This window comes from Sporosarcina sp. P20a (assembly GCF_002743175.1).
Taxonomy (GTDB): Bacteria; Bacillota; Bacilli; order Bacillales_A; family Planococcaceae; genus Sporosarcina.
The window spans coordinates 44,069-70,525 of record NZ_PDYT01000006.1; the positions used below are offsets into that span (position 1 = coordinate 44,069).

26 protein-coding genes are annotated in these 26,457 nt (G+C 40.7%); 8 read left to right on the forward strand and 18 right to left on the reverse strand.

What is annotated here, in order from left to right; translation table 11 throughout:
- Nucleotides 1-46: 46 nt before the first annotated feature.
- Together rpmF and CSV72_RS07990 are read right to left on the reverse strand one after the other, a co-directional pair.
- Nucleotides 47-220, reverse strand: a complete 174-nt coding sequence (rpmF, locus tag CSV72_RS07985; RefSeq protein WP_085133152.1) for a 50S ribosomal protein L32 — start codon at nucleotides 218-220, stop codon at nucleotides 47-49.
- Nucleotides 221-244: 24 nt separating this feature from the next.
- Complete coding sequence (locus tag CSV72_RS07990) at nucleotides 245-775, reverse strand: YceD family protein (RefSeq protein ID WP_099633087.1); 531 nt, start codon at nucleotides 773-775, stop codon at nucleotides 245-247.
- 126 nt (nucleotides 776-901) lie between these two features.
- Here CSV72_RS07990 and CSV72_RS07995 point away from each other — a divergent pair, with 126 nt between their 5' ends.
- Nucleotides 902-2,080, forward strand: a complete 1,179-nt coding sequence (locus CSV72_RS07995; protein ID WP_099677913.1) for a nucleotidyltransferase — start codon at nucleotides 902-904, stop codon at nucleotides 2,078-2,080.
- A gap of 4 nt (nucleotides 2,081-2,084) precedes the next feature.
- Here the strand turns inward: CSV72_RS07995 and CSV72_RS08000 are convergent, their stop codons facing one another.
- Nucleotides 2,085-3,131, reverse strand: a complete 1,047-nt coding sequence (locus tag CSV72_RS08000; RefSeq protein ID WP_099677914.1) for a SepM family pheromone-processing serine protease — start codon at nucleotides 3,129-3,131, stop codon at nucleotides 2,085-2,087.
- A 128-nt stretch (nucleotides 3,132-3,259) separates the two neighbouring features.
- On the opposite strand from CSV72_RS08000, the gene CSV72_RS08005 reads away from it, so the two are divergent.
- Nucleotides 3,260-4,144 (forward strand): hypothetical protein, encoded by an 885-nt coding sequence (locus CSV72_RS08005; RefSeq protein WP_099677915.1) that lies wholly within the window; start codon nucleotides 3,260-3,262, stop codon nucleotides 4,142-4,144.
- A 544-nt stretch (nucleotides 4,145-4,688) separates the two neighbouring features.
- Here the strand turns inward: CSV72_RS08005 and coaD are convergent.
- The 3 genes from coaD to CSV72_RS08020 are packed head-to-tail and all read right to left on the reverse strand — an operon-like array spanning nucleotide 4,689 to nucleotide 7,169.
- Complete coding sequence (gene coaD / locus CSV72_RS08010) at nucleotides 4,689-5,171, reverse strand: pantetheine-phosphate adenylyltransferase (RefSeq protein WP_099677916.1); 483 nt, start codon at nucleotides 5,169-5,171, stop codon at nucleotides 4,689-4,691.
- 4 nt (nucleotides 5,172-5,175) lie between these two features.
- On the reverse strand, nucleotides 5,176-5,730 hold the full coding sequence (rsmD, locus tag CSV72_RS08015) for a 16S rRNA (guanine(966)-N(2))-methyltransferase RsmD (RefSeq protein ID WP_099677917.1): 555 nt from the start codon (nucleotides 5,728-5,730) through the stop codon (nucleotides 5,176-5,178).
- Nucleotides 5,727-7,169: a hypothetical protein gene (locus CSV72_RS08020; protein ID WP_143561160.1), complete on the reverse strand. Its 1,443-nt coding sequence runs from the start codon at nucleotides 7,167-7,169 to the stop codon at nucleotides 5,727-5,729. Before CSV72_RS08020 ends, rsmD begins: the two co-directional genes overlap by 4 nt.
- Before the next feature lie 71 nt (nucleotides 7,170-7,240).
- Here CSV72_RS08020 and CSV72_RS08025 point away from each other — a divergent pair, with 71 nt between their 5' ends.
- Nucleotides 7,241-7,636, forward strand: coding sequence for a DUF7147 family protein (locus tag CSV72_RS08025; protein WP_369802893.1), 396 nt, complete (start codon nucleotides 7,241-7,243; stop codon nucleotides 7,634-7,636).
- Between the two features lie 14 nt (nucleotides 7,637-7,650).
- On the opposite strand, the gene CSV72_RS08030 is transcribed toward CSV72_RS08025, so the two are convergent.
- Nucleotides 7,651-7,923 (reverse strand): YlbG family protein, encoded by a 273-nt coding sequence (locus CSV72_RS08030; RefSeq protein WP_099677919.1) that lies wholly within the window; start codon nucleotides 7,921-7,923, stop codon nucleotides 7,651-7,653.
- Nucleotides 7,924-8,208: 285 nt separating this feature from the next.
- Between CSV72_RS08030 and CSV72_RS08035 the strand changes: the two genes are divergently transcribed.
- Nucleotides 8,209-9,078, forward strand: coding sequence for a glycerophosphodiester phosphodiesterase (locus tag CSV72_RS08035; protein ID WP_099677920.1), 870 nt, complete (start codon nucleotides 8,209-8,211; stop codon nucleotides 9,076-9,078).
- A 157-nt stretch (nucleotides 9,079-9,235) separates the two neighbouring features.
- Here CSV72_RS08035 and CSV72_RS08040 read toward each other — a convergent pair whose 3' ends face one another.
- Together CSV72_RS08040 and CSV72_RS08045 are read right to left on the reverse strand one after the other, a co-directional pair.
- On the reverse strand, nucleotides 9,236-9,676 hold the full coding sequence (locus CSV72_RS08040; RefSeq protein WP_099633307.1) for a YlbF/YmcA family competence regulator: 441 nt from the start codon (nucleotides 9,674-9,676) through the stop codon (nucleotides 9,236-9,238).
- A 71-nt stretch (nucleotides 9,677-9,747) separates the two neighbouring features.
- Complete coding sequence (locus tag CSV72_RS08045; protein WP_099677921.1) at nucleotides 9,748-11,184, reverse strand: UDP-N-acetylmuramoyl-L-alanyl-D-glutamate--2,6-diaminopimelate ligase; 1,437 nt, start codon at nucleotides 11,182-11,184, stop codon at nucleotides 9,748-9,750.
- A gap of 87 nt (nucleotides 11,185-11,271) precedes the next feature.
- Here CSV72_RS08045 and CSV72_RS08050 point away from each other — a divergent pair, with 87 nt between their 5' ends.
- A complete protein-coding gene (locus CSV72_RS08050; protein ID WP_099677922.1) occupies nucleotides 11,272-12,003 on the forward strand; it encodes an amino acid kinase family protein in 732 nt (243 codons plus the stop codon).
- On the opposite strand, the gene CSV72_RS08055 is transcribed toward CSV72_RS08050, so the two are convergent.
- On the reverse strand, nucleotides 12,000-13,016 hold the full coding sequence (locus CSV72_RS08055; protein ID WP_158232179.1) for a CAP domain-containing protein: 1,017 nt from the start codon (nucleotides 13,014-13,016) through the stop codon (nucleotides 12,000-12,002). The two genes, CSV72_RS08050 and CSV72_RS08055, sit on opposite strands and share 4 nt — an antisense overlap.
- A gap of 332 nt (nucleotides 13,017-13,348) precedes the next feature.
- Between CSV72_RS08055 and CSV72_RS08060 the strand changes: the two genes are divergently transcribed.
- Both CSV72_RS08060 and ytvI read left to right on the forward strand, forming a co-directional pair.
- Entirely contained in the window at nucleotides 13,349-13,708 is a 360-nt protein-coding gene (locus CSV72_RS08060) for a YugN family protein (RefSeq protein ID WP_099633075.1), read from the forward strand.
- A gap of 103 nt (nucleotides 13,709-13,811) precedes the next feature.
- Nucleotides 13,812-14,867: a sporulation integral membrane protein YtvI gene (gene ytvI / locus CSV72_RS08065; RefSeq protein WP_099677924.1), complete on the forward strand. Its 1,056-nt coding sequence runs from the start codon at nucleotides 13,812-13,814 to the stop codon at nucleotides 14,865-14,867.
- A gap of 111 nt (nucleotides 14,868-14,978) precedes the next feature.
- On the opposite strand, the gene CSV72_RS08070 is transcribed toward ytvI, so the two are convergent.
- The 7 genes from CSV72_RS08070 to cyoE form a co-directional block, all read right to left on the reverse strand.
- Nucleotides 14,979-15,440: a DUF420 domain-containing protein gene (locus CSV72_RS08070; protein WP_099677925.1), complete on the reverse strand. Its 462-nt coding sequence runs from the start codon at nucleotides 15,438-15,440 to the stop codon at nucleotides 14,979-14,981.
- Nucleotides 15,441-15,465: 25 nt separating this feature from the next.
- Nucleotides 15,466-16,389, reverse strand: coding sequence for a cytochrome c oxidase assembly factor CtaG (ctaG, locus tag CSV72_RS08075; protein ID WP_099677926.1), 924 nt, complete (start codon nucleotides 16,387-16,389; stop codon nucleotides 15,466-15,468).
- A gap of 223 nt (nucleotides 16,390-16,612) precedes the next feature.
- The gene (locus tag CSV72_RS08080; protein ID WP_099633071.1) at nucleotides 16,613-16,960 is read right to left on the reverse strand and encodes a cytochrome C oxidase subunit IV family protein; all 348 of its coding nucleotides are present in this window, start codon (nucleotides 16,958-16,960) and stop codon (nucleotides 16,613-16,615) included.
- Nucleotides 16,960-17,586 carry a cytochrome c oxidase subunit 3 gene (locus CSV72_RS08085; RefSeq protein WP_099633070.1) on the reverse strand — a complete coding sequence of 209 codons (627 nt, stop codon included), beginning with the start codon at nucleotides 17,584-17,586 and terminating at the stop codon, nucleotides 16,960-16,962. Before CSV72_RS08085 ends, CSV72_RS08080 begins: the two co-directional genes overlap by 1 nt.
- On the reverse strand, nucleotides 17,586-19,463 hold the full coding sequence (locus CSV72_RS08090) for a cytochrome c oxidase subunit I (RefSeq protein ID WP_099677927.1): 1,878 nt from the start codon (nucleotides 19,461-19,463) through the stop codon (nucleotides 17,586-17,588). The genes CSV72_RS08085 and CSV72_RS08090 overlap by 1 nt, the downstream gene beginning before the upstream one ends.
- A 33-nt stretch (nucleotides 19,464-19,496) precedes the next feature.
- Nucleotides 19,497-20,564 (reverse strand): cytochrome c oxidase subunit II, encoded by a 1,068-nt coding sequence (gene coxB / locus CSV72_RS08095; RefSeq protein WP_099677928.1) that lies wholly within the window; start codon nucleotides 20,562-20,564, stop codon nucleotides 19,497-19,499.
- 104 nt (nucleotides 20,565-20,668) lie between these two features.
- Nucleotides 20,669-21,586, reverse strand: coding sequence for a heme o synthase (gene cyoE, locus CSV72_RS08100; protein ID WP_099677929.1), 918 nt, complete (start codon nucleotides 21,584-21,586; stop codon nucleotides 20,669-20,671).
- Between the two features lie 374 nt (nucleotides 21,587-21,960).
- Between cyoE and CSV72_RS08105 the strand changes: the two genes are divergently transcribed.
- Nucleotides 21,961-22,902, forward strand: a complete 942-nt coding sequence (locus tag CSV72_RS08105) for a COX15/CtaA family protein (RefSeq protein ID WP_099677930.1) — start codon at nucleotides 21,961-21,963, stop codon at nucleotides 22,900-22,902.
- Between the two features lie 102 nt (nucleotides 22,903-23,004).
- Here CSV72_RS08105 and CSV72_RS08110 read toward each other — a convergent pair whose 3' ends face one another.
- A complete protein-coding gene (locus tag CSV72_RS08110; RefSeq protein ID WP_099677931.1) occupies nucleotides 23,005-26,451 on the reverse strand; it encodes a pyruvate carboxylase in 3,447 nt (1,148 codons plus the stop codon).
- Between the last annotated feature and the right edge of the window lie 6 nt (nucleotides 26,452-26,457).

Sequence of the window (26,457 nt, forward strand, 5' to 3'; positions counted from 1 at the left end):
AGCCATGGTCTCAAGGTAGTCTTACATTCGTTGTGTAGAATCTAAATTATTCGCCTACAACGTCTTTTCCTTTGTAGTGTCCGCATGATTTGCAAACGTGGTGTGCCAATTTCATTTCGCCACAGTTGTTACAAGTAGTCATACCTGGCGCTTCGATTTTGAAATGAGTTCGACGCATATTTTTCTTCGTTTTAGAAGTTCTTCTCTTTGGTACTGCCATTGGTGGGCACCTCCTTATAAGGGTTTACTCTTTATCGGTTTCAAAAAAATTAGCCAATCCCGCTAAGCGAGGATCCACTTTTTCTCCTGCTTCTTGTCGTTGCGCTTCCAATTCTTCATCGGTTGTATAGGACCAACCTTTGCCTTCCACCTGCTGCATCTCATCTGCATTTTCACAGAATACTTGCATCGGGATTTCAAGCAAAATCAGTTCTTCCAATACAGGAGTAAAATCAATTATTTCCCCATCAACCGGATGAATTTCATCATCCGTCTGAAGTGTCCCCTCGTCCCAGCTGAATTGCTCAACCGTTTCAATGGAGAATGGATAATCGACGTCTTCCCACGTACGTGCACAAGGCAAAGTCATTGAACCTTCTAACTTAAGCCGGCATGTTAACTTTTTCTCACCAATTGTACATGTTCCACTTACTCGAACAGGCTGAATTGCCCTAATTTCTTCATTCCGATTTTTCACAGAATCCAAATTCACTGCTTCGTCAAACAGTAGCGGGCCTTGCCTATGTTTCCGTAATTGATGAATGGACCATTTCATGTCTATCACCTCAAGACAACAATGTTGATTATAGTATTTTAAATATGGGATGTCAAGATATTTTCTTGTCACCTTAATAAGTTTAACGGTATAATTCATTATACGCAAGTACAGAGGAGGATTTCATTGATTGCTACTGGTATTGTCGTCGAATATAATCCTTTCCATAACGGCCATTTGTTCCATCTCAATGAAGCAAAAAGGCTCACGGGCGCAGATGTCATCATCGCGGTGATGAGTGGGCATTTTCTTCAGCGTGGTGAACCAGCGATTGTCGATAAATGGACACGAACGCGCATGGCCCTCGCGAGTGGTGCAGACCTCGTCATCGAGTTACCTTATGCTTTTTCCACAGCCCATGCACCTCAATTTGCGAAAGGGGCCATACAAATCCTGGATGCCCTTCAATGCAAGTATATTTGCTTTGGCAGTGAAGAAGGTCACATCTCGCCATTTATGAATAGTTTGGACACAATGAATACACATAATGAACTTTATGAAAAAACAATAAAGAGTTCCATGCAAGAAGGTATCAGTTATCCGAACGCAATGCGAATTGCTTATGAAGAAATTTCACGCACTACGGATGAACCACTCGCTGATTTATCCGAACCGAATAACATCCTAGGTTTTCATTATATGAAAGCCATAAGAGAAATTCAGTCGAACATGATGGCTGTTACTCTCGAGCGAAAAGGCACACATTTTCATGATGAAGCGTTACCTGAAGATTCTATTGCCAGCGCAACAGGAATACGCAAAGAATTGTTTGCGACCGATGTCGAGCACGTGCAATTTTTTATGCCTTCATCTTCCTATAAACTACTTCATCAACAGCCTCATCAAAGCTGGGATCATCTCTACCCATTTCTTCGGTTCGTGATTCTTCGTGAAGGGCCTGAACAGTTAGCATCCATTGCAGATATCACGGAAGGTATTGAGTTTTCTTTATGGCGCGCTGCAAAAGAACACACCACATTCCAAGAGTTCATGCAAGCCGTCAAATCCAAACGCTACACATGGACACGAATACAACGAATGCTAGTACATGTTTTGACTGGTTATCGAAAATCGACCCGCGCACAAATCACCAGTCCATCTTATTTACGGCTACTAGGTATGTCTGAAAACGGAAGAAGTTATTTACGCACAGTGAAAAAAGAATTGACTTTGCCACTTGTAAGCCGCGCAGGTTCTCACAAGGACCCATCACTACTGATGGATATTAAGAGTACAGACATTTATATGTGTGGTATTCAAAGAGAACCAGGTCTCGATTTTAAAACACCGCCCATTTTGCTGTGATAACTTACTTTTCATTTAACTTTTCCAAGTAACTTAATGCATCATCAATCGTTTTCACTGGTACCACTTTCATTTTTGTACCAATTTTATCCGCAGTTGCTTTCGCTTCATCATAATTTGAGAGAAGCTGCGGATTCTTCTTTTTCACTTCTTCTGGTAATTCATCGTCCGGTGCGAAAAATATTTCGATATCTTGACGATCAGCTGCCATGACTTTAAAATCTATTCCACCAATCCGTCCCACTGAACCATCTTCGAGCATCTCGCCAGTTCCTGCGATATTATATCCCTTTGTTAAATCGACATCCACCAAGCGGTTCATTAATTCCAATGTGAACATCAAGCCTGCTGAAGGTCCACCGATTTCTTCTGTACGGATATCTACTTTTGGTTCTGTTTCCAATCTGACTTGCTCTTCGAACTCTATCCCAAGGCCTACTCGACCATCCGTCTCAGGAAGTTCTTTTAATTCTACTGGGACATCCACTTTCTGTTGTCCCCGCTCTACTTGCAGACGAACTTTCTGACCTTCAGACATACCACTGATTTCTTGCATAAATGCTTCTGTTGAAGCGAGCTGTAGTTGATCAATCGATTGAATGACATCCCCCACTTCAAGCTTTCCTGCTGACGCTCCTGCCGGTAATACTCCCGCCACAAAGACACCCGTAAATTTTCTGTCGATGGGCAATCCTGCCTTATCAAACGCTACCGAAATGGCATGTGTTTTAGAATCCGTCATTAATTTTTTCTGACGCACTCCATACTCTTCATCACTTTCGCCATGCTTTCTCACTTGAGTAGCCGGCAATAATTTCATTTTATTTGAAAACTTTGACCAAGCATACGTTACAGGTGTTGCCTTGCCAATTGCAATAGTCATCAAACTAAATGTTCCCACGTCATCCGTATCTCCGCCAACTACTTCTACGAGTGGTGCCAAATCATAGGCTCCGCCTGGTCGAGAAATATACATATCTAACGGATAAAGTGCTAAAACAGCTACCACCACGAGGATTAACGCCACTATCCCCCATTTACGCATTTTCATAAATGCTCACCTCCATTAATAGCCTGTACGAATACTACATATATATTACGGTAGATTTTAATGTATTTCAAAAATTAGGAAGGAGTGCGACAGATGCCTATTAATTTACAAACCTGCCGTATCGAACTATGAGTAACGTACTTTTCATCTGGGCGCTGATCTTTTTATTTATTTTGCAACCCGATGTCGCACATGAAGGAGCCGTAACAGGCGCCCAATTATTCACTCATGCGCTACTTCCCTATTTGCTACCCTATATTATTTTAACGCAATGGTTATTAAAAATGCCTAGCAAACGCGTCAGCAGTCAATGGAGTCGTTACATAAAAGCTTATGTGCTTGGTTCGTTTGGCGGCTTTCCGGTAGGCGCCGTGACGGTTAGTGAAATGAAGAAAAATGGAGAAATAACAGCAGCCGAAAGTAGTTTGCTTGTCGCTTCCTGCCATGCACCAGGACCCATGTTCATTATTGGCTTTGTTGGTAACGAATTATTCGGCAGCACAACAAGCGGCTGGAAGTTGTTGATCGCCATTCATCTAGCTAATATCATATTTTTCATATTGGCTATGTCCATTGTGGGAAGCCGGTATCAGCAGACAATTGTACCCGTAATCCCTCAACAGCCACACAAAACTTCTCCTTTGCTACGTTCTATTAAAGATAGCTCATCCGTCATATTGTTAGTGGCCACGACGGTCATTTTCTTCTCTTCACTCGGAAATGTGCTTTCGCATTCTATATCTTCTGTATTCACTGTCGATATGGGAGTGACAAAAACGTTATTGCTCGCTGTGTTCGAGATGACTTCTGGCGTCCAGTCTGCTACCGAGCATTTTGCCGGAGAAGCAATTTATCCGATGCTCATCGCGGCTATTCTTTCGATTAACGGTATGAGCATCCATATGCAGGTCATGACGATCGCCAAGAGTGCTGGCATACGAATACTACCTTATGTGGTTGCAAGGGTCTGGAACACGTTGCTCGTGCCTGTATTGTTCATTTGGATCTATTGAAGTAGTGGAAATGCGATTAAAGGAAGTAGCTGGCAGCGGATTTAGGACGTGGATTTGTGCTTCGTAGGGGACGCTTTCTTAGAGGGTTCGAGGTGAGCCAACCAGTCGCTAGTGCAGAGATGTACTCCTTACGCTTCGCTTTTACTCGCAATGTAAGTAGAAGATACTTTTTGTTGCGCATTGAAGTAAAAGTTGTATTCGTTATTGAACTTCTGAACTTGAACTTAAATATGTCAAGACACCACAACAATTCACACTCAAACTCTAGTGAGCGATCTAAGTACTTACACTCAATAAGTAGTATGGAAGCGGAAGTTGGCGGCGACTCCTGGGAAATTAGAGTAATCTTGAGACCCCGCAGGGACTGTAGCGAACGAGGAGGCTCAAGATTGCTCCCCCGGAAAGCGTCCGCCAGCTGGAGCTTCCATCCCTTCGTACTCACTATTAACTCACACTTAGAAAATTATTCGTTGCTACACTTAATTCCATGTAAAAAAGGATGCCCGTAAAGGACATCCTTCTATCATTTTTTATATACATATCTTTACTTTTCAAACTTCCCCTTCAATGCTACATTGACATGTGGCGGTACAAGCGTGGATACATCTCCGCCGTAGCGTGCCACTTCTTTGACAATACTTGAGCTGAGGAAAGAATACTGACTCTTTGTCATCACGAAGAACGTTTCAATACTTTCATCCAGTACCCGGTTCATCGACGTGATTTGCATTTCATACTCAAAATCTGAAATTGCACGTAAGCCACGAACGATAACAGATGCGTTAATTTCTTGTGCGTAATCTATCAACAGTCCTGAAGATGTATCGATCTTGACATTGTCATACTTCGATGTAGCTTCATGAATAAGCGCAATGCGCTCCTCCACTGTAAATAATGGTTTTTTAGAAGAGTTATTCATTACAGCAACATGCACTTCCTGGAATGTTTTTGCTGCTCGTTCTATGATATCTAAATGTCCATTCGTCACCGGATCGAAACTCCCTGGTACGATTGCAATTTGCGTCATGCTGTTAGCCTCTTTTCTTGTAAATCGTAATAGCCGTACTTCCATAAACGGCAGAACTGATTTGACTATATGTATCGTACTGTTCGGGCAAGTCTATGTGCTTATCATGTTCACAAATGATGGTCGCATCTTCTGCCAATAATCCTTGTGCTATTACGTCTTTAATTACATCATAGTATTCGACCGTTGCATAGGGGGGATCTACAAATAGCAGATCAATAGAGATTTCTTTCTGCTTAAGAATTGCAGCAGCCTGTCGAGCATCTTTTTTTTCAATCCCCAGACATTCTTCCATTCGGCACTTTTCTGCATTTGCTTTAATAATAGCGCACGCTTTAGGGTTCTTTTCAAATACAATTGCCTGTTCCATTCCTCTTGATAACGCCTCAATCGCAATGGAGCCACTGCCGCCAAATAACTCGACAGCAGTACCTCCATCGAAATAAGGGCCGATTTTGTTGAAAACAGACTCTTTTACTTTGTCTGATGTCGGTCGTGTAGACGTGCCTGGCAAGGATTTCAATGACGTACCTTTTCTCGAACCGGAAATGACTCTCACTCTTCTTCCATCTCCTTTATCAACTTTTCAATTTGTTCGATAGAAATGGTTTCTTCCGACTTATCAATTAACACTAAAAAGATTCGTCGCAACCAATTTTCATCAAAGTATAACTTTTTATTGATGGACGTATAGGGCTTTTCCGTATAATCATACTTGCGATTATTCATAATGTAGAAAGGTTGTACTTTAGAAAAACGATACGTGCGATTTGGACTGTCGATATAAATCGACTGCTCGTTTGAACGTATCGAATAGCCCATCTTCGACAATAACTCTTCTGCAGGATAAAAACTTTTACCGTCCTGTACGATGACTTTCACTTCTGGAACTTTTTCTCCGTCAAGCAATACACTGCGTGGATCAAGTAATAGGAATGGGTAGTTATACCGCTGCTCCTTCATCGTCATTTTAAAATACTGAGTGTCAAACGCTAGTATCGTGGATAACGACTGATCCAAATCCGATGATGTAAGCTTTTTACCTATTTTCTTCTGGACAATTTGACGGAATTGTTGATACTGCTCTGCTGAGATGGATTCTTTCAAACGACTAAACACTGCTTGTTCCGCCTTTGTCCCTACAGGCTCGTCTCCAAGTATAGATGCAATCATGCTGCTCATAGATGGCTCGTCCGCTTGTAAAATAAAACGTGACTGGACACTCATTCTGGCTACTTGTTTAATTACTTGCGACATATTGTTCGTTTTCTCCACAATAAAGCGCTCGGCATACAGCGGCTGATTATCTGAAGCTAACACTACACTTACATGACTTCCACCGATGGATTCCAGCATTTTCACTAGTCGTTCATTATACTTTTTGTCGATACCTTCACCGAAAATTGCCAGCTTGTTTGAAGAATAGGCAAGCGGGACATCTTGTGGTTGCCAATACAGCTCATTTACAAATCCAACACCACGGTATAAACGATAGGTAATCCGCTCTTTATTTGCTATTCCTACACGTTCCAACCCTGTCACCCACATGCCACCAATACCTTGCTCATCAGTCACGTGAAGAACTGTAGTTAATGGTTTTGCATTCTGAAGAAACACAAATGGCTTCTTAAATAGTTTACGCCCGGTAAGGGGTGTTTTTTTCGGCAATTTATAAGCAATGGATTGTTGATCACGTTCACCTACTTCAAACGCCACACTAGAATCATTCAGTCGAGCACATGAAGAGGAACCCTCTGTTTCGCATCCGCGCTCTACGCTTCCTTTCGGCCAGATAATCTCGTGTCTACCTTCTGATAAGTTATAAAAGTGGTGACGAATGTACAATCCATCCGCCCGGTTAATGACTTCGATTTCCTGACGATACGTACCTGAATTCGCGCCTTCCCCATTTGCATTGACCGATTGGCTGTAATGCAAATAAACGAGTCCGCCGTTTACTGCCGCCAAAAGAAACAGTATCCTAATAATAACTTTCAACGTACAACACCTCATCACATGGTATGATGGACACGAACCATTACTAATCGCCTGAAAGGAAGCGCTTGATTATGATCCAACAACGTTTTATCGAACTAGGGGAAGGCTATAGTGACATCTACGAATTACTCGAAATAATGTCTACAAACTCCCACCGAATTCATAAGTCCTATGTTTTTTCATCCAAACACAATTCTAATGAACAATTGTCATTAGCTGTTTCTCTTACTCCTGCAACTGATAATAATCACTTCATGCCAATCTATATTTGCAGAGAAGGAATTCGGTATTCTGCAGAGAAACCATCGAAACGTTATGACTTGTTTGTTGAGCATGCAGAGTCATTGAATAAAAAGCCCGTCAGAGTGGAAATAAAACATTCCTCCGAATTCGCTGAGAACGAGCTGTTTTACCAATACATTACTGGTATCTTACGTTTAAATCACTTGTTGCCGCCGCTTAATTAATAGGCGGCAGCAAGTTACAAGCCTGTTTTATAATCATATTCTTTTGCTTTATCTGGCTTTGCATTTTCATATATTGTGCTGACAAAGGGACGCTGTGAGGGCAATACTTTCCGTACAGCCGACAAACGCTCCAACTTAGAGATGGTCGTTTCCACGTCTTCCATATCACAGTAAAGCACAACGTATTTCATTCGTTTTGAAATATAATGAACGTGCCCAAATTTGCGCAATGATTTTGCTTGTTTTAAATGATGGAGATAGACAATTATTCCTTGTCGATCAATCATGATTCTCCCCCTCTTTCTTACTCCATACAATACCATAGGTGAGAAAAGCCCTGCAACCTTGCATATGAAATGTTTACGTGGACATATGTGATATCAGGCCGATCCTCAATCTTTGTTTGCACACCTTCTCTGGAATAGGTTACACTTAATAAGACATTTATCTGAATCCACTCGATCTTTTCTTTTACAAGATGACTGGATACAAGTATTTTCTGTTCAGTTGAAGTATAAACATCGGCTAAACAAAAAAGTGAGAATTTACTATAAGATTGAGGAGGTTTTAAATTGGGAAGGAAAACAAACGTTGCATTAACTGTGGGGGCTGCCAGTGTAGCTGCTTGGGCGGCTTCAAAAGTGATAGCAAAACAAGAACCCCGCGCTGAAAAGATAGCGCTAAGTTTTTCAGAAGTAGCTATTTTAACTAACGCGCAACTGTGCCTTGATGCAGAAGTTGACCCACTTACCGCTTATACCAGAATAGCTGATTTAGGTGTTCACGGATTCGCGGTCGATGTACAACTTACGAAAGATGAAGAAATTCTTTTAGTGCCTAACCAAGAACTTTTACTTTCCAATGAAATCGCCGACTATACAGTAGATGAACTCCTTACCGAATATAATAATGCTAAAGAATTTGATACTTTGCATGGAGATCTATCTGTTGTGTCTTTACGTGAACTGTTGGAAAAGTTTCCTCAACTATTACTCATCGTTTCTATGAGTGATTGCCCTACAACGTATGAAGGAAGTTTAATTCCTTCCAAACTATGGCGATTACTAAAAGAAATGGATGCTACTGAACGTGTGGTAGTGACTAGCCTATTCGATGAACAAATTGATCGGTTTAATCTATATGCGCAAAATTCGGTTGCTTTAGGTGCCGGTAGTGAAGAAATTAAAAAAGCATACGTCGCTTACACGAGCAAATTCGGTCACCTGTACCGGCCGAACGCAGATCTATTCTGCCTACCCGAAAAACTCGGTGTATTCCCACTGGCTTCAGAAGGATTTGTTCGCTTTTTGCAAGATCTCAATATCAAGGTATTTTATGAGTTGAATGAGACAGATGAACTTCCGAAACTAGCCAAACTGGATGTTGACGGTTTTATAACAAGTCACCCAAAACACTTATTGACGTTCTTCAATGAAAATTAGAGAAACAAAGTGACTAGATGACTCGTCGTTAGCGCATGAGGCAAACTTCTATCCGAAACGTCGATTCATTTTTCCTTCTTCTTTCTCTACTATCATTTTAAAAGAGTAACCCCCTGCAGATTTTTCTGCAGGGGGTTACTCATTCTTATGAAATGATTTATGCTGAACATGAACAGCTGCCGCCTGATCCACAACCGCCTCCACAAGAACTGTTAGAGAAAGTCCCGTCGCCAGCTGGTACTTTCACAGCTTCAGAAACGGATTGACCAATTAGGATACCTATTTCATCCAACAAATCCTGTACGTCATTTTCAGCCAGGCGTAACGCAGCCACTTCATCTTGTAAATCTAGTTCACGCTTTTGAAGACGAATTTCCTTCATAATTACTTTATAATCTGGATGATAGCGCCCAAAGCGCTGCACGTCCTCATATTGTTCTTTCATTTTAGTGAAATCAATGATCTTTTTTCGCAGATCAGCGTTTGAATATACACGGTCATGTGCGTCTTGATAGGTTTTCACCACTTCAGAACACAGCAGCATCTCGGAAAGTTCTTCCGCCATATCGATGACTCGCATCCACTCATCTGTCATCATTACCAATTGCCGCACCTCCTATCACACCTATCATAACAAAAAACGGCTTCCTCGACTATTCATTAAGATTTTTAGTTTTTGGTATTTCTATAACTAAATGATTTCTTCACTTCTTCCATATCACAAAAGTGCATCGTCTGATTCTCTATTTGTTGTATTTGTTCATGTCCTTTTCCTGCAATGAGCACAATCTCGCCTGGCTGCGCTTGTGTAATGGCGTAACGAATTGCCTGGTGACGATTGACGAAGATTTCGACAGGTGTTGCAAATCCCACCATGCCTGCCAAAATGTCCACAATAATTTGGGATGGCTCTTCTGTTCTCGGGTTATCTGATGTTAATATCACATGTGAACTGTAATGAGCAGCTACTGCACCCATTTGCGGACGCTTCTCACGGTCTCTTTCCCCTCCACATCCAAATACAGTAGTCAACCGTTTGGAGGACTCAGACAAAGCTTCCAACACCGCTTGCAAAGCATCCGGTGTGTGTGCATAGTCTACATACACTTCAACTCCCGCCTCTTCATATTTCTCCAAACGTCCAATCGGTAGTCGCAACGCATGCAAGTGAGGTTTTATCACGCCTAATGAATAGCCAAGCGCCGTAAGAGCCGCTATAGCTGCTCTTGCATTCATTTCGTTATGATGACCTAGATTTGGGAGAAGTACCTTTTGTTGTAGCTTGCCATTAATATGTCGTCTGCTGAAATAAATAGGTGTTTCAGATAGTTCCTCCCCTATAGCGTGAATTGTCTCGTCATCTTCATTCATCACAAGCTGATCAGCCAATGAAATTAGTAGTTTTTTTGCATCGATATACGGCTGTCTACCTCCATGTTCTGCGTAGTGATCCATTCCAATATTTAAAAAAACACCTACAGTTAACGGACAGTGTGCTAAACGATTAGTCGATAACCCAATTGAAGACGCTTCGAGAACAACATGGGTCACCTGTTGATTAATACATCTGCGTAAAATAGGATGAAATTGTTCAGCCGGAATCGTCGTCATGGAGTTTTGAATCGACTCTGCCAGCTTGCCATCAATATAAAGACCTGTCGTTCCAATAACGGCTGTTTTATGCCCCATTTCTTTTAATAATTGGCCGATAAAGTGACTAACTGTTGTTTTACCGTTTGTTCCCGTAACGCCAATAATAAATAATTCTTCGGCAGGATTATCTGAAAACTTCGCGCTTCCATATGAAATAAATAGCGAACTATCGGGTATGAGAACTACCGTAATTTCTGACGGTATACGTGTTAGATCTAGGTTATCTCGATCAATTACCAAAGTTTTTGCTCCATTTACTATCGCTTCTTCAATAAATGCCATTCCATCTGCCATAACACCTTTCTTTGCCACAAATACATAATCTTTCTTGACCCTCTTTGAAGATTCCGTGATTCCATCGACTGTCCGCCGAATTGAGCCCTGTAAAATAGTGCATGGCCAATCCTTAAGTAATTCAGATAAAAGCAAGGTCTCTCGCCCCTTCCCGAACATTTTATTCGTCAGAGAATATAATGAAACGAAGCATAAAGTATTCTATGAAAGGCGAAAGAAGAATGTCACGAAGAAAGTTGGGATCCTATGATTATCCAGAAGTTCGGCGGAATTGCCATGCAGAATCAACAACAACGAGCAAAGTGTATCCAGCATATTCGACAAGCATTGTCGAAACACCGTGCCGTCATCGTTGTAGTCTCTGCAATGGGAAGAGGAGGCGACGCCTATTCCACAGACGATTTGCTAACCCTTACGGACTCCTTCTCGAAATCCGGCGAAGCCAGAGATTTGGCCGCTGCATGCGGTGAATTAATCGCTGCAGCCGTATTATCTGCAGAATTATCTACGGAAGGTATAGATAACACGATTATCTATGGACAAAATACAGGCATTCGAACATCAGGAGAATTCTGCAATGCAACGATTGATAAAATTAACAGTACACATATCGTCAATACACTTCAAACTCACTCATGTATCATCGTCCCTGGATTTCAAGGGATGAATATAGAAGGGAAATTTATGACGCTCGGTAGAGGTGGCAGTGATTTGACAGCAATTGCATTAGCTTCTGCACTGCAAGCCCGTCATGTAGAGTTTTTTAAAGATGTACCAGGTGTTATGTCAGCAGATCCTCATACAACTTCTAACTATAAACGGTTTGACCAGCTCACATTCGATGAATTCCTTCCATTACTAAAATGTAATCGACCCGTTATTCAGGAAAAAGCAGCAGTTTATGCAAAGCAAAAAGCGATGCCTCTTCATATACGAGGCATCGCATCAAATGAGGAAGGTACATGGATTCTTCCTTAGTCGTCATGTATGGAGTTTTCTAATTCATTCTGCGCTATAAAAGACTGAGTATAGTATTTATTATAAACACCAATGCCGGTATGCGTGAAATTCGGATTCAGTAAGACATCCCGGTGTTTTGGAGAATTTAACCAACCGTGCACCGTCTCAATCGCATCGATATAATTAAACGCTATGTTTTCGCCTGCTTTGCTTGGAGTTAGTCCAACATCTTTTAAACGATCTGCAAACACTTCCACAGGTCCTTCTTCATGAGAACTATATTTACGGAATATCATTTCCTGGCTATGCTTTCTTGAAAGCGTGGCCAGCTTATCGTTATATGATAAAAGAGGCAGTTGATGTTCTTCACGCAATTGATTGGTTAATTCAAACGTCTGTCGCTCCATCGCGCGATCTACTTCTGTCTGAACAGTTGATGATGGTTTTGGTGCTTCCATCATTTCTCCAAGATAGGTCATATCATAAGGCTGATGTTTCACCAAAGTACTTGGACTGATGAACCGTACACCTTCGATCCCACCATCTTCTTGATCAATATATAATTGTACAAATAAATTCTCATATGGTATTAGGATACGGTTTTTAATATCTTCACTATTTAATGAAAATGTATAAATGTTTTCTTTAATCGTTACATCAATTTCTGATTCAATCGGTGTAAAACGATGAATATCCTGTACATTTTGTCCGATTTTAAACGGTGCTACATCTGTTGTACCATCAGCGGTATATATTTGGTTCACTTTCCCATTCAAAACTCCCGCCATAAAACGCGGTTCTTCCGTATATACCCACCATTCGTACTGAAAACTCGATGGTTCAATCCTAGACGGTTTACCAAATTCCTCTTCCAACTTATCGACCTTCTGTCCGACATGTACTGACATGCCTTCCTTTGGTCTCGGCATACCCTCGCCGGCTATCGGTGGACCTTTTTCAGGTACAGCAATCGGTGAGCCGTGTTGTACTGGCGACTCAAGAGGCAGATTTTCACTTATTTTATCAGTCATGAAATAAAAGACTCCCATTACAATCAAAAGCAAAACAAGAATCTTCCATCCTACTCTCCACATGTGATCTCCCTTTCCACTCTTTATATGCTACTTCTATGATAGTATTACGCAACACAAGAAATCATCTTGAAATGAATATTTATTTAAGTTGAACATCTATTCTAAAACAGCAACTTTCTTATATTGTACAGAAGACATACACTATAGTCACCTATATAAGCCAGGAAAGAAAGCGTTGACACAATGTTGTCATTGCAACTAAAATCGATTTGTTTTATGATATAATAGTATACGTATTCGTCAGGACGAACATAGAGGGGGATATACAGATGTATGTTGAAAATATTGGTCTTAAAGGCCTTGTAGCAGATTTACGAGTAATGGAAGAAATCATGAATAAAAATAATCTTGAAATTGACGGACAATGGGATTATGAGCGTGTAACTTTCGACAAGAAGTATATTGTTAAAGAAGGTACATACTACTTGCGCGTTTTCGGTGAACTCGTAGAAGGCGACATCGATGGTAGAAAAGCTACAGTTCGTCTAAAGCAACCAGTTCTAGGAAAGCACTACTACCCACACGGTGTGGAGTATGGCGAAGAAGAAGACTTCCCTGCTAGCTTAGTTAAGGACTGCGAACTAACATTAAAGAAAGTATATGACGAGTTAAAGCAATATAGTTTGTAATGATACGAAAAAGCCGGAGAGCTAAATGTTCTTCGGCTTTTCTACTATTACTCCACTAATTTGGTTATAATAAAAACAGTATCTACGTGGAGGACGATCACTTTTGAAATTGCTTACAAAACGAAATATCATGATTGCATTCAGTATCATCGTACTATTGGTCATTATATTCTATATTTTACCCGTTTCCATTCCCATTATTTTGGCTTTGCTAACGGCCCTTTTTTTAGACCCACTTGTTAAATGGGTAGAAGTACGGTTTAAATGGAAGCGTAAAGTTTCTGTCATTGTGAATTTTATTGTATTTGTTGGAATCAGTGTACTTTTCCTTTTCTATACAGTCACCACACTCATCGGTAAAATAGTTCATTTTACAAAAGAAATACCGAACTACTTAAACTCCCTCTCAAGTGTATGGATTAACACACAAAGTAAACTATTTCAGTACACGGTTGGCATGCCTGAGGATATCTTGGCTATGCTGGAGAACGAATTCAATGAAATTATTGAATCCATTCGAATTTCAATCATTACACTTTTAAGTTACGATCGCATTTTGGCCTTAATATCAGATATTCCCAATTTCCTCGTCAGCTTTATTGTGTTCATGATCGCATTATTTTTGTTCATGTTGGAATTACCAAACCTGAAAAAGACCTTTTATTTTCATTTAACAGAAGCTACGGCAGAGAAAGTACACTATATGATGAACAGATTACGGTTTGTCATATTAGGATTCGTCAAAGCTCAATTGCTTGTTAGTTTAATTATCCTAGTTGTTTCCTTTATCGGTTTACTAATGATTATTCCCAAGTATGCGGTAGTGATGGCTTTGGTCATCTGGATTATAGATATTATTCCGATACTCGGCTCCATTATTATTTTGGCACCTTGGTCGATCTACCAGTATATTTCAGGCGATATCGCAATGGGGACAAAGTTAGCAATATTAGCTGTAATCCTCTTGGTTATTAGAAGAACTATTGAACCGAAAGTAATGGGCTCTCAAATCGGTTTGTCTCCATTACCTACTTTGATTGCGATGTTCATCGGTTTGAAACTGTTCGGCGTCCTCGGTTTCTTCATTGGACCATTGCTCGTCATACTCTTTAATACAGCCAGAGAAGCAGGCATCATTAAACTGAATTTCAAGATTTAATACTAAAAGGGATACCTCTATGTAGGTATCCCTTTTAGTATGTATAGCATATAACGATAAAAAAACAGAAGCCACGCCCCATTGGGAGTAGCTTCTGTTTTACGTGAAATATCATATACCAAGAATTGCTTTAAATACAGAAGTAGTCTCTCCACCTGTGTAGAAGATATACAGCAACAAATACACTGCAACTCCTGTAATGGCCGTGAAGAACCAGATGATACTTGTAACAGGACCGATTTTACGATGGCGTGAAAGGTTGTTCTTCAAGCCTGCGTTGATCGTAATAACTCCGAATACGGCCCCTGTCGTTGCTAATATGATGTGGAATATTAAAAACACTGTGTAATAAATTTTCAACTCATCAGGTCCACCAAAAGCAGTATTGCCTATAAATACCGTTCTAGAGATATAAATAATAAAGAACAGAACTGCAGACACAGCGGCTGCGATCATCGTTTTTTGATGCGCTTCTATCTTTCTTTGTCGTATCAAATTCCAACCAACCGCAACTAAAATCGCAGATAAGATGATGAAAAATGTGCTGATGGTCGGTAATAGTGGTAGTCCCATCCTACACTAACTCCTTTTCACTCAATCAGCCATGCATCGTCAAGTTCTGGCGTTTGAGTAAATCTTGTCTAGTAATTTCTTCCGCATTATCTCTTTCATACTGTGACCAGCTTAAGAAAATGCGACCGATAACAACTACATAAACGAGTTCCTGGATGACTTTCATCAGGATACCGCCTAATTGCTGATCGTACAGCGTAGGCATATTTGTGAACAGCTCAGGTCCCGAGATGCCAAGGCCTGATAGTCCAGCTAGAGTTCCACTTGGCACACATAATGCCATCGCTTGTAGCCACGCTTCACCACTGCTGTATGTTTCGTAAACGGGTACGTCGACAAAGATGATTAAAGAACAGGCAGGTGTTATGAGCAAAGCGCTCAATATTACATAACCGATTTTTTTCAAACCGTGTAATTGTGGCTGTCCTTTTACCGTATTGACTACTGGCCACCAGAGACAAATAGCAGAGAAGAAAAGTGTTATGGTGAAAATAGTGTGCAATGGCAAACTTAACTTCACTTGGTCCAGTATGAGTGGATAGTGATACATAGAGAACATAAATGTAAATACTAACAAACTAATGAGCGGTTTAGTCAATAGCATGAATACTTTTCTGAAAATCGTGAAGGATAGAAGCTTTTCCCATACCCAGTTCGGTATACCGATAATGAAGAACGGTGCTACGATTAAAAGCAATATAGCCATTTGAGCCATATGGACGGAAAATAAAATATGACCAATTAAATCCATCGGAGAACCTTTGACAATATAGAGCAACACCATGGAAGATAAAAAGTAAACAGCTTGGTGTTTCTTCAACGGCTGTGACCCTTCGAAACGATCACGCCATTTAACTGTTATGAGATAATATAAAACGATTCCAAGTGCTATGGCTATTAAGAAATAAGGACTCCACAAAGCTCTAAAACCAAAAATACTTAACGGCAAAACAATCACTCTCCTTTTATAATCAATTCGCTGAATCTATTCTGTGTGTAGTGCAGAGATATTCGCAATGCACTCACGATCACAGCACAAAGTTAACGAAAGTCTTTCCTATGCCTATTATACGAGCATACATCGCATAACTCAATGTACGAACTTTGACAATTTCATCTAAAAGTGAATAGAAAAAGAGCTTATGGAAGAATCCATAAGCTCTTTTTGTTGCTTACCACCAAACGATTGTTACAAATGTAAGTGGGATTAAAAATCCTAACATTGCACCTGTAAACATAAACATTTGTGGAATGCCATGTCCTTTTTCATTCATATGCATGAAGTAGTAAAGTTGAAGACCAACTTGTACAGCTGCAAAGAGGAATAATGTTGGAATGATAAAGAATTTTGAGAAACCAGCAACGTCATTTAGATGAGCAAACACCATAGAAAATGATACAAGTGTTAAGAAAATCATCAGAGCAAACATCGCAACTTGGCTGCGCATTGCTTCTTTTGCACGACGTTGAGACAGTGACTGTTCAGCAGGAGATCTTTTAATCATTTGAACTTCTGACATCAACCGACCACTCCCATCAAGTAGACTACAGTAAAGATGAATACCCAGACTACGTCAATGAAGTGCCAGTAAAGTGAAAATGTATAATACTTAGTAGCGTTATACAAGTTCAATCCACGCTTTGAGTTACGGAAGATCAACAATGTGATCCATACTAAACCAACCGCAACGTGGAATCCGTGTGTTCCTACTAGTGTATAGAACGCGGAACTGAACGCACTATTACTGAATGTAAATCCTTCTTGAACGTAATGAGAAAACTCATACACTTCTAACATCAAGAATCCAAGTCCTAATAATGCTGTTAGACCTAACCATAACTGCATTTTTTTGAAGTTGAAACTCTTCAAATGATACATTGCGTACACACTTGTTAGTGAAGATGTTAAAAGAAGCATTGTCATAACAAATACCAATGGTAATGTATATAATTCTTGCGTTGTGAAACCAAAGCCACTTGGACCTTTGTTTTTCAAAGCCATATATGTTGCGAACAACGTAGCGAAGAGAATAGTCTCTCCGCCAAGGAATAGCCAGAAACCAACGAATTTATTCTTTGCTTCCATAGTAGCTCTCTCAGGATGAGCAGGCCACGTTTCAGGGGTGAATTTTGTATTCAAATCCATTAGTTACGCCCCCTTTTAATATTTTCTTGATCCTGCAAGATTTGCTCTTTCGTTACATAATAACCAAGATCATCTTTCAATGACCGAACTGCCATTGCAACGAATGTGAAAGCAAGACCAAAGATCAATACTCCTAATCCCCATGAAGTTTCTTGGTGGAACATTGCACCGAATCCAGCAATGAATAATCCAAGAGTCATCAACATTGGGATGATTGAACCGTGCGGCATATGAATGTCCGTAATAGGTTCAGCTGGTGTAATCATTTCCTTACTACCTTCCATCTTCTCAATCCATAGAGTGTCTAAACCACGAACTAATGGAGTTGCTGGGAAGTTATAGAAAGGTGGTGGAGATGGAATCGCCCACTCAAGTGTACGCCCGTCGCCCCAAGGGTCATTTCCAACGCGCTCATTTTTAATAGTTGTCATAATGATGTTGATCACCATTACTGTAAAACCAATTGCCATTAATAGAGCACCGATTGTACTCACTAAGTTCGCAATGTTCCAACCTTGTCCATCCATAAATGTCCAAACACGACGTGGCATTCCCCAGAAACCTAACCAGTGTTGAATTAGGAATGTCATGTGGAAACCGACAAAGAAGAATACGAAAGTAATTTTACCTAATAACTCATTCAACATAGTACCGAACATTTTTGGCCACCAGTAGTGGAGACCTGCAAAAATAGCTAGTACTACCCCACCTACAATTACGTAGTGGAAGTGAGCTACGATGAAATATGAATCGTGTAGCTGATAATCAAGTGGTGCTGCCCCTTGCATTACGCCTGTTACTCCACCCATTACGAATGAAGGAATAAAACCTAAAGCATAAAGCATTGGAGTCGTAACTTTAATACTACCGCCCCAAATTGTAAGCAACCAGTTAAAGATTTTAACACCTGTAGGTACAGCAATCGCCATAGTAGCTACCGCAAATATTGCGTTCGCTGTCGGTCCAAGACCAACTGTAAACATATGGTGAGCCCATACCATAAATCCTAAGAAACCGATTAACACTGTTGCGAATACCATCGCAGTGTAACCGAAAAGACGTTTCCGAGCAAATACAGAGAATACTTCAGAGAAAATACCGAATGCAGGTAAGATCAAGATATATACTTCAGGGTGTCCGAAGATCCAGAAAATATGCTCCCAGATAATCGTGTTTCCGCCCATCGTATGATCAAAGAAGTTACCACTAAACATACGGTCAAACGTTAGGAAAAACAATCCAATAGTCAACGGAGGGAATGCGAACAATATCATCGCAGACGCTACAAACGTAGTCCATGTAAACAAAGGCATACGCATATACGTCATCCCTGGAGCACGCATGTTAATGATAGTTACTAGGAAGTTAATCCCCGCCATTAACGTACCGCCACCCGCGATTTGTAAACCAATTGCATAGAAATCAACACCGTGTCCTGGCGAGTGAAGTGATAACGATGCATAAGATGTCCATCCAGCATCTGGAACTTCACCGAACAACCAAGAGATGTTAAGGAATAAACCACCAAATGCGAACATCCAAAAACCTAATGAGTTGATGAATGGGAACGCTACGTCACGTGCTCCGATTTGAAGCGGCATGATCGCGTTCATAAAACCAAAGAGAATCGGCATTGCTGCCAAGAAAATCATGGTCGTTCCGTGCATTGTAATTAAGTCATTGAAAAGCCCTGCGCTTACGAGATCGTTGTTTGGTGTCATCAACTGAAGACGAATGATCATCGCTTCAATACCACCTAGAACGAAGAAGAATAATCCCCCGAGGAGATACAGAATTCCGATCTTCTTATGGTCGACTGTTGTCAGCCAATCCCATAGCGTTGCGCCAAAGCCACTTTTTTGAGCAACTGAACTCACTGTGTTACCTCCTATTCAATTTCCGTTTGAAAATTATTTTGCAACTTTTAATCCCATTAAGTATTCAGCTAATGCATCTAAGTCTTCATCAGAAATTTGATCTTTACTGAATGAAGGCATCGTATTGCCAGGTTTATGTTTCTGTGTATCACGAATCCAGTCTTTCAAGTTCTCTTCATCGTGTTCGAGGAAACCTGCTACACGATTACGATCACCGAATGAAGCCAAGTTTGGTCCTTGTGCACCAGACTCACCTACACCTGAAACAGCGTGACAACCGATACAGCTTTGAGAGAAGACTTCTTCGCCGTCAGCATTTGCAACAACAGGTTCTTCTGCTGTTTCTTGCATAGCTGCAACCCAGCTGTCAAATTGATCTCTCGGTAATGTTTTTACTTTAAAGTCCATCAACGCGTGAGAAGGTCCACATAGCTCAGCACATTTTCCGTAGAAAACGCCGTCTTTCAAGCCTTCAGATTCTTTCTCAAATGATAGATAGAATTTATTCACGTTCTCAACGTTCGTATCTAGCTTACCGCCAACTGACGGAATCCAGAATGAGTGCTTTACGTCCGCTGCGATCAAGTTGAAATAAACTTTTTCATCAGTAGGTACTACTAGTTCCTGAGCAGTAACAATACCTAGATCAGGATACTCGAACTCCCACCAATACAACTTCGCGGTAACGTCTACTACTAAGTTCTCTGCGTTACCATCTTCATCAACTGCTTCCATTGCTTTCACATCACCTAATTTATACGTGTAGTGAACAGTAGGAATAGCTAGAATTAAAAGTAATACTATTGGAATGAATGTCCAAAGCAGCTCAAGTGTGTGACTTCCTTCCACTTGCTCTGGTATGTGATCTTCACCCAACTTCGAACGTCTGAAGCGGAATAATGCAACAGTGTAAATAATTACTACAACAATGATAACCAGTAACATAATTCCTGATGCTAATAGCAACAACTTGAACTGGTCATTAGCGACTTGTCCAGCTGGTTGGAAGGTTGAAATTTCTTCATTACCACAACCTGCCATGAACAGTGCGAAAACCGCTAGTAAAGAAAAGAGACGCCACTTTTTGAGTCCTTTAATCATCGCTAACTAATACCTCTCTTTCTAAAAAAATGTTTTTCTACTATGGAGGACTGAGTGCCCCTCTTTATGATGAATTCCTGTTTTAAAGAAAGAATTCCGATACGTTAGATGAATATAGAGAAAATAATCATGGATACAAACAAGATTGTCATATAATTTAAAGAATATACAAACATTCCGGTTGCCCACTTTAAATCTTCTTTGGCTTTAAATCCTTTGATAGCTAGATAAAGCCACCCAACATTCAACAGTGTTGCAAATGCTATAAATCCGGTACCGAGCTGTGGTAACAAAAAAGGCAGTGGAAATAGTAGCAATACCCACATAAGCATGGACTTTTTCGTCCGTTCAAATCCTTTTACTACTGGTAACATCGGAATGTTAGCCGCCCGATACTCTTCTGTTCTACGCATAGCCAACGCATAGAAGTGCGGTGGCTGCCATATGAACATAATTAAAAACAATGCCCATGCTCCCATTGGCAGTGTAGGATCAACAGCTGCCCATCCGATTAGGGGTGGAATTGCTCCTGAAAGACTTCCTACTACAGTATTGCTTACATGCTTACGTTTAGACCACATGGAATACAAAACAACATAAGCGAATACACCCAAGATACCAAGCCATCCTGCCATAGCTGATGCAGAGAATAACAATACTTCTCCGGCCACTAGGAATGTAACGGCTAATGTCATCACAGCGGGAGCTTTAAATCTACCTGTTACTGTCGGTCTCGACTTAGTTCTCGACATGACGGGATCAATATCGCGATCAATCAAGTTATTCATTGCGCCCGAAGATGCGATGATTAATCCAGTACCTAGAATCGCAAATACCAGTAGATCGAAGTTATGGAGAAAACTTTTACCAGTGAATTGAAATGCCAAAAAAAGACCGGTGAACGTAGTGATCAAATTTGAGTTAACAATTCCTATTTTGATCAGCGCCAAAAAGTCTTTCCACAAGGTAATTGTCTCTACTTTTGGATCTGCAACTGTCGAAAGCGTTCGACCGTTTGACATAATAACCCTCCTTTCAAAGTTTTCAGCGAAGACCCTATCACCTACTATATCTAAAATCGTCTCACATTTCCAGACCATTTCTCAATTTATAGCGGTTTGTGCAACCTTTGTGTCTTTATCCTTCACCTTCTATATAGTAATGCATTTCTGACTGTCATTTGTGAAGTTAAAGAGACTATTTTATGAACAATTTGTGAAAAGCCTTATACATCAGTGGTTTATTACCTTCATGCATTGTGTTTCCTTCGATTTTTCGTTATCATAAAGCTTGCAATGGATGCTTCAATTCCACAGAAAACCTTGAGATTCAACTTTACATCTCAATATAATTATTTCTGGAGTTCAGGCAAATTTTTACGTAAATCGACCTTTTAATGGTCAATTCAATAGAAGAAGGTGTTTCGTACTTGCGATACAGCAGATTTTTAAAATGGTTTGGGGTAGCTTCTACAATCGGAATGCTCGCGATCTTACTGGGTGGTGCGCTAGTTACCAAAACCGATAGCGGTATGGGGTGTGGAAGACATTGGCCAGGATGTAATGGACAACTGATTCCAGACGTCATTACAGCAGAAGTATTAATCGAGTTCTCACATCGTTTAGTTACCGGTTCAGTAGGTATTTTCATCGTCATACTAGCTGTATGGTCATGGAAAGCACTTGGTCATGTACGTGAAACGAAATTTTTAGCTTTTATGGCGGTATTTTTCTTGATTCTACAGGCTTTGATTGGAGCAGCGCAAGTATTATGGGGACAAGGTGATTTCATTCTAGCCTTGCACTTTGGGATTTCACTCATATCCTTTGCGTCAGTCTTCTTACTAACTTTATTAGTGTTTGAAGTAGACCAGAAGTTTGACGCAGATAAAATACGCATAGGTAAATCATTACGTTTCCACACTATCGGCGTAACTATTTATTCATACTTTGTTATTTACACTGGTGCTCTTGTTCGTCATACTAGCTCTGGCCTTGTCTGTTCAGACTGGCCTTTGTGCCGCAATAACGAATTCAGTTTACCGAATAATATGTATGAGTGGATACAGATGGGTCACCGTTTAGCTGCAGCATTGATTGTCGTATGGATTGGGTTCATCGCAATTAAAGCTATTAAACATTATAGTGATCAACGTGTTATTTACTGGGGTTGGATTACAGCGTTCGGATTAGTACTTGCACAAGCAACAACAGGGATGATTGTCGTACTGACTAAATTAAATCTCTATTTTGCATTGTTACATTCATTGTTTATCACTTTATTATTTGGTTTATTAACATATCTCGTTCTTCTTGTCTCTCGCAGCCAGAAGAAGTAATACAAGAGCGCGTAGCGGCTTTTTCAAGGCTGTTACGCGCTTTTTGTATACAGATGTAGAAAAACAGCTATCACTGTCTGAACGACATGTGATAGCTGTTTTTTAATGTTCTAATTCAATTAACAAGTCTCCTGATGAGATAGAATCCCCTGGGCCTGCATATATTGCCTTCACAACTCCTGCAAAAGGAGCTTGAATCGTAGTTTCCATTTTCATAGCCTCTGTAATCAACAAGTGTTCACCGCGTTTCACTTTAGCGCCAATTGAGACTGCTACTTGTAGAACAGTTCCTGGCATAGTAGCCGCAATATGCGTCTCATTTGAAGGATCGGCTTTTTGCTTAGTATCGTCTTTTGTTTCCACTTGGAAATCTTGGATGATGATCTCACGTGATTGTCCGTTTAACTCGAAATACAACGTGCGTGTTCCGTCGGGATTGGGTTCACCGATCGACACCAATTTGACGATAAGTGTTTTACCAAACTCAATCTCAATCTCAATTTCTTCACCTAAGCGTAAGCCATACAAGAATTCTGGTGTATTAATGACAGAAACATCATCAAACTGTTTTCTCGTTTCAATATATTCTTCGAAGACTTTCGGATACAGAACGTAAGCGAGCGCATCATGCATAGTAGCAGGCTTCTCCATTTTTTCCGTCAGCTTCTTCAGTACATCCTGGAAGTTAACTGGCGCCAATAACTCACCCGGGCGTACTGTAATCGCTTTGCGACCTTTTAATATTACTTCCTGTAGCTCTTTCGGGAAACCGCCATATGGCTGACCGATTGAACCTTCGAAAAACTCTATAACAGATTCTGGGAAATCGATAGTTTGTCCTTTTTCAATAACCGTATGCTCGTCCAATTCATTTTGTACCATGAACAACGCCATATCCCCCACTACTTTCGAAGACGGTGTCACTTTGACAATATCTCCAAAGAGGAAGTTCACGCGGGAGTACATTTTCTTTACCTCTTCCCAACGCTCTCCAAGCCCAACAGCCTTAGACTGCTGTTGCAAATTCGAATATTGGCCACCCGGCATCTCATGTACATAAATTTCTGAATGAGGACTGTTCATACCACTTTCAAACGGCTTGTAATATTTCCGCACATCTTCCCAGTAATGCGAAAGTTTTTCTAATGATTCTGTATTTGCACGTACATGACGTTCATTGTTTTGCATCGCATAAGCAAGTGAATTGGCAGATGGCTGTGATGTCATACCCGCCATGGAACCAATTGCTGTATCGACAATGTCCACTCCAGCTTCAATCGCTTTGGCGTACATATAAATACCATTACCGCTCGTATCGTGCGTATGCAAATGAATTGGCAGACTTGTTGACGCTTTCAATTCTGATACTAACCGATAAGCAGCTTCAGGCTTAAGCAATCCTGCCATATCTTTAATCGCCAATATGTGAGCACCGACCGATTCAAGTTCTTTGGCCATCTCTTTGTAGTAGTTGACTGTATATTTTGCACGATTGTCATCCAGAATGTCTCCAGTGTAACAGATCGTCGCTTCTGCAATCTTTCCAGTTGAACGCGTTTCATCAATTGCAACTTCCATACCTTTGATCCAATTCAAGCTGTCGAAAATACGGAATACATCTATACCTGACGCAGCTGATTCTTTTATAAACTCACGGATGACGTTATCAGGGTAGTTTGTATAGCCAACTGCATTCGCTCCTCTGAAGAGCATCTGGAACAACACATTAGGTACTTGCTTGCGTAATTTCTCGAGTCGATCCCATGGGCTTTCTTTCAAGAACCGGTACGCTACATCGAATGTCGCGCCTCCCCACATCTCGAATGAGAAGAGATCAGGTAATAGATGCGCACTTTCAGTTGCAATCTGCGTTAACTCTTTCGTTCTCATGCGTGTAGCCAGTAAAGACTGATGCGCATCACGGAAAGTAGTGTCTGTCAGCAATACATCGTCTTGCTTTAAAACCCACTCGACTAACGCATCTGCACCTTGCTCATCCAAAATCTGCTTTGTCCCTTTTTGGATTGGCGCGTTATAATCGATTTTCGGAATGCGTACCGGATGCAGAACAGGACGTGTCGGGTCATCAATACCAGGGAATCCATTAATGGTAACGTTTCCAAGATACGATAAAGCTTTCGTTCCTCTATCTTGTTTCTTGGCAAACGCGAATAACTCTGGAGTTTTATCAATAAAGCTCGTGTTGTAATTGCCAGATAAAAAATTTTCATGGCATACGACATTTTCAAGGAAAGGTATATTCGTTTTAATTCCACGGATTCTGAATTCCTTCAAATTTCTGTGCATTTTGCTTGCAGCATCCCCAAAGGTCGGGCCCCAAGTCGAAACTTTCACTAGTAATGAATCATAGTAAGGACTAATAACGGACCCTTGATATGCATTGCCTGTATCCAAGCGAACCCCAAACCCACCACTCGAACGATAGACCATTACTTTTCCTGTATCTGGCATAAAATCATTCAACGGATCTTCTGTTGTCACACGTGATTGAATAGCGTAACCAAATAATGGGATATCTTGTTGTTCTGGTATATTCACCTTGTCAGAATGAAGTTCTTCTCCTGCTGCGATGAGTACTTGTGATTGTACAATATCAATTCCTGTAATCATTTCAGTGATTGTGTGTTCCACTTGAATACGTGGATTGACTTCGATGAAATAGAAGGAATCGTCAGCTACTAAAAACTCTACTGTTCCCGCATTGATATAGGATACATTTTTTGATAGTTTAACAGCCGCATTACAAATCTCATGGCGTAGTTCTTCTGTCAAAGAAATGGAAGGTGCAATCTCTACTACCTTTTGATGGCGACGCTGAATAGAACAATCACGTTCGTACAAATGGACTATCTCTCCATATGTATCACCAAGTATTTGTACTTCTATGTGTTTTGGATTGGTAATGTATTTTTCGACATAAACTTCATCAGAGCCAAATGCAGATTTCGCTTCGGATTTCGCCCGGTTATAAGCCTCTTGCACTTCTTCCGGTGATTCGACGATTCGCATACCACGTCCTCCGCCACCTAACGAAGCTTTAATAATGATCGGATAGCTATGCTGTTCACCAAATGCGGCAACCTCTTCTACAGAAGTAACAGGTCCATCACTACCTGGTATTACGGGGATGTCAGCTAATATTGCTTGTTCTCTAGCCTTTACCTTATCGCCGAACATTTCTAAATGGCTTGATGTCGGTCCAATAAAGATAATCCCCTCTTCTTCCAGACGTGCTGCGAACTGAGAATTCTCTGCTAAAAATCCGTAACCTGGATGAATTGCATCGACATTCGCTTTTTTCGCGATGTCGATAATCCCTTCGATATCCAAGTATGCATCGATAGGCTTCTTACCTTCACCCACAATAAACGACTGATCGGATTTGTAGCGATGTAGTGAGGCACGATCTTCAGCTGAATATATACCAACTGTCGCGATACCTAATTCTGTGCACGCTCGAAAAACACGAATTGCAATTTCGCCGCGGTTTGCGACTAGTACTTTCTTAATCTCTCTTCTCTCCACCAACAAATC

Bases quoted from the DNA above. Each gene is read 5' to 3' on its own strand.
- rpmF (WP_085133152.1), bottom strand. From the start codon at position 220: ATGGCAGTACCAAAGAGAAGAACTTCTAAAACGAAGAAAAATATGCGT.
- CSV72_RS07990 (WP_099633087.1), bottom strand. From the start codon at position 775: ATGAAATGGTCCATTCATCAATTACGGAAACATAGGCAAGGCCCGCTA.
- CSV72_RS08000 (WP_099677914.1), bottom strand. From the start codon at position 3,131: ATGAAAATGCGTAAATGGGGGATAGTGGCGTTAATCCTCGTGGTGGTA.
- CSV72_RS08005 (WP_099677915.1), top strand. From the start codon at position 3,260: ATGAGTAACGTACTTTTCATCTGGGCGCTGATCTTTTTATTTATTTTG.
- coaD (WP_099677916.1), bottom strand. From the start codon at position 5,171: ATGACGCAAATTGCAATCGTACCAGGGAGTTTCGATCCGGTGACGAAT.
- CSV72_RS08025 (WP_369802893.1), top strand. From the start codon at position 7,241: ATGATCCAACAACGTTTTATCGAACTAGGGGAAGGCTATAGTGACATC.
- CSV72_RS08030 (WP_099677919.1), bottom strand. From the start codon at position 7,923: ATGATTGATCGACAAGGAATAATTGTCTATCTCCATCATTTAAAACAA.
- CSV72_RS08040 (WP_099633307.1), bottom strand. From the start codon at position 9,676: ATGATGACAGATGAGTGGATGCGAGTCATCGATATGGCGGAAGAACTT.
- CSV72_RS08045 (WP_099677921.1), bottom strand. From the start codon at position 11,184: ATGTTCGGGAAGGGGCGAGAGACCTTGCTTTTATCTGAATTACTTAAG.
- CSV72_RS08050 (WP_099677922.1), top strand. From the start codon at position 11,272: ATGATTATCCAGAAGTTCGGCGGAATTGCCATGCAGAATCAACAACAA.
- CSV72_RS08055 (WP_158232179.1), bottom strand. From the start codon at position 13,016: ATGACTGATAAAATAAGTGAAAATCTGCCTCTTGAGTCGCCAGTACAA.
- CSV72_RS08060 (WP_099633075.1), top strand. From the start codon at position 13,349: ATGTATGTTGAAAATATTGGTCTTAAAGGCCTTGTAGCAGATTTACGA.
- CSV72_RS08070 (WP_099677925.1), bottom strand. From the start codon at position 15,440: ATGGGACTACCACTATTACCGACCATCAGCACATTTTTCATCATCTTA.
- CSV72_RS08080 (WP_099633071.1), bottom strand. From the start codon at position 16,960: ATGTCAGAAGTTCAAATGATTAAAAGATCTCCTGCTGAACAGTCACTG.
- CSV72_RS08085 (WP_099633070.1), bottom strand. From the start codon at position 17,586: ATGGATTTGAATACAAAATTCACCCCTGAAACGTGGCCTGCTCATCCT.
- coxB (WP_099677928.1), bottom strand. From the start codon at position 20,564: ATGATTAAAGGACTCAAAAAGTGGCGTCTCTTTTCTTTACTAGCGGTT.
- cyoE (WP_099677929.1), bottom strand. From the start codon at position 21,586: ATGTCAAACGGTCGAACGCTTTCGACAGTTGCAGATCCAAAAGTAGAG.
- CSV72_RS08105 (WP_099677930.1), top strand. From the start codon at position 21,961: ATGGTCAATTCAATAGAAGAAGGTGTTTCGTACTTGCGATACAGCAGA.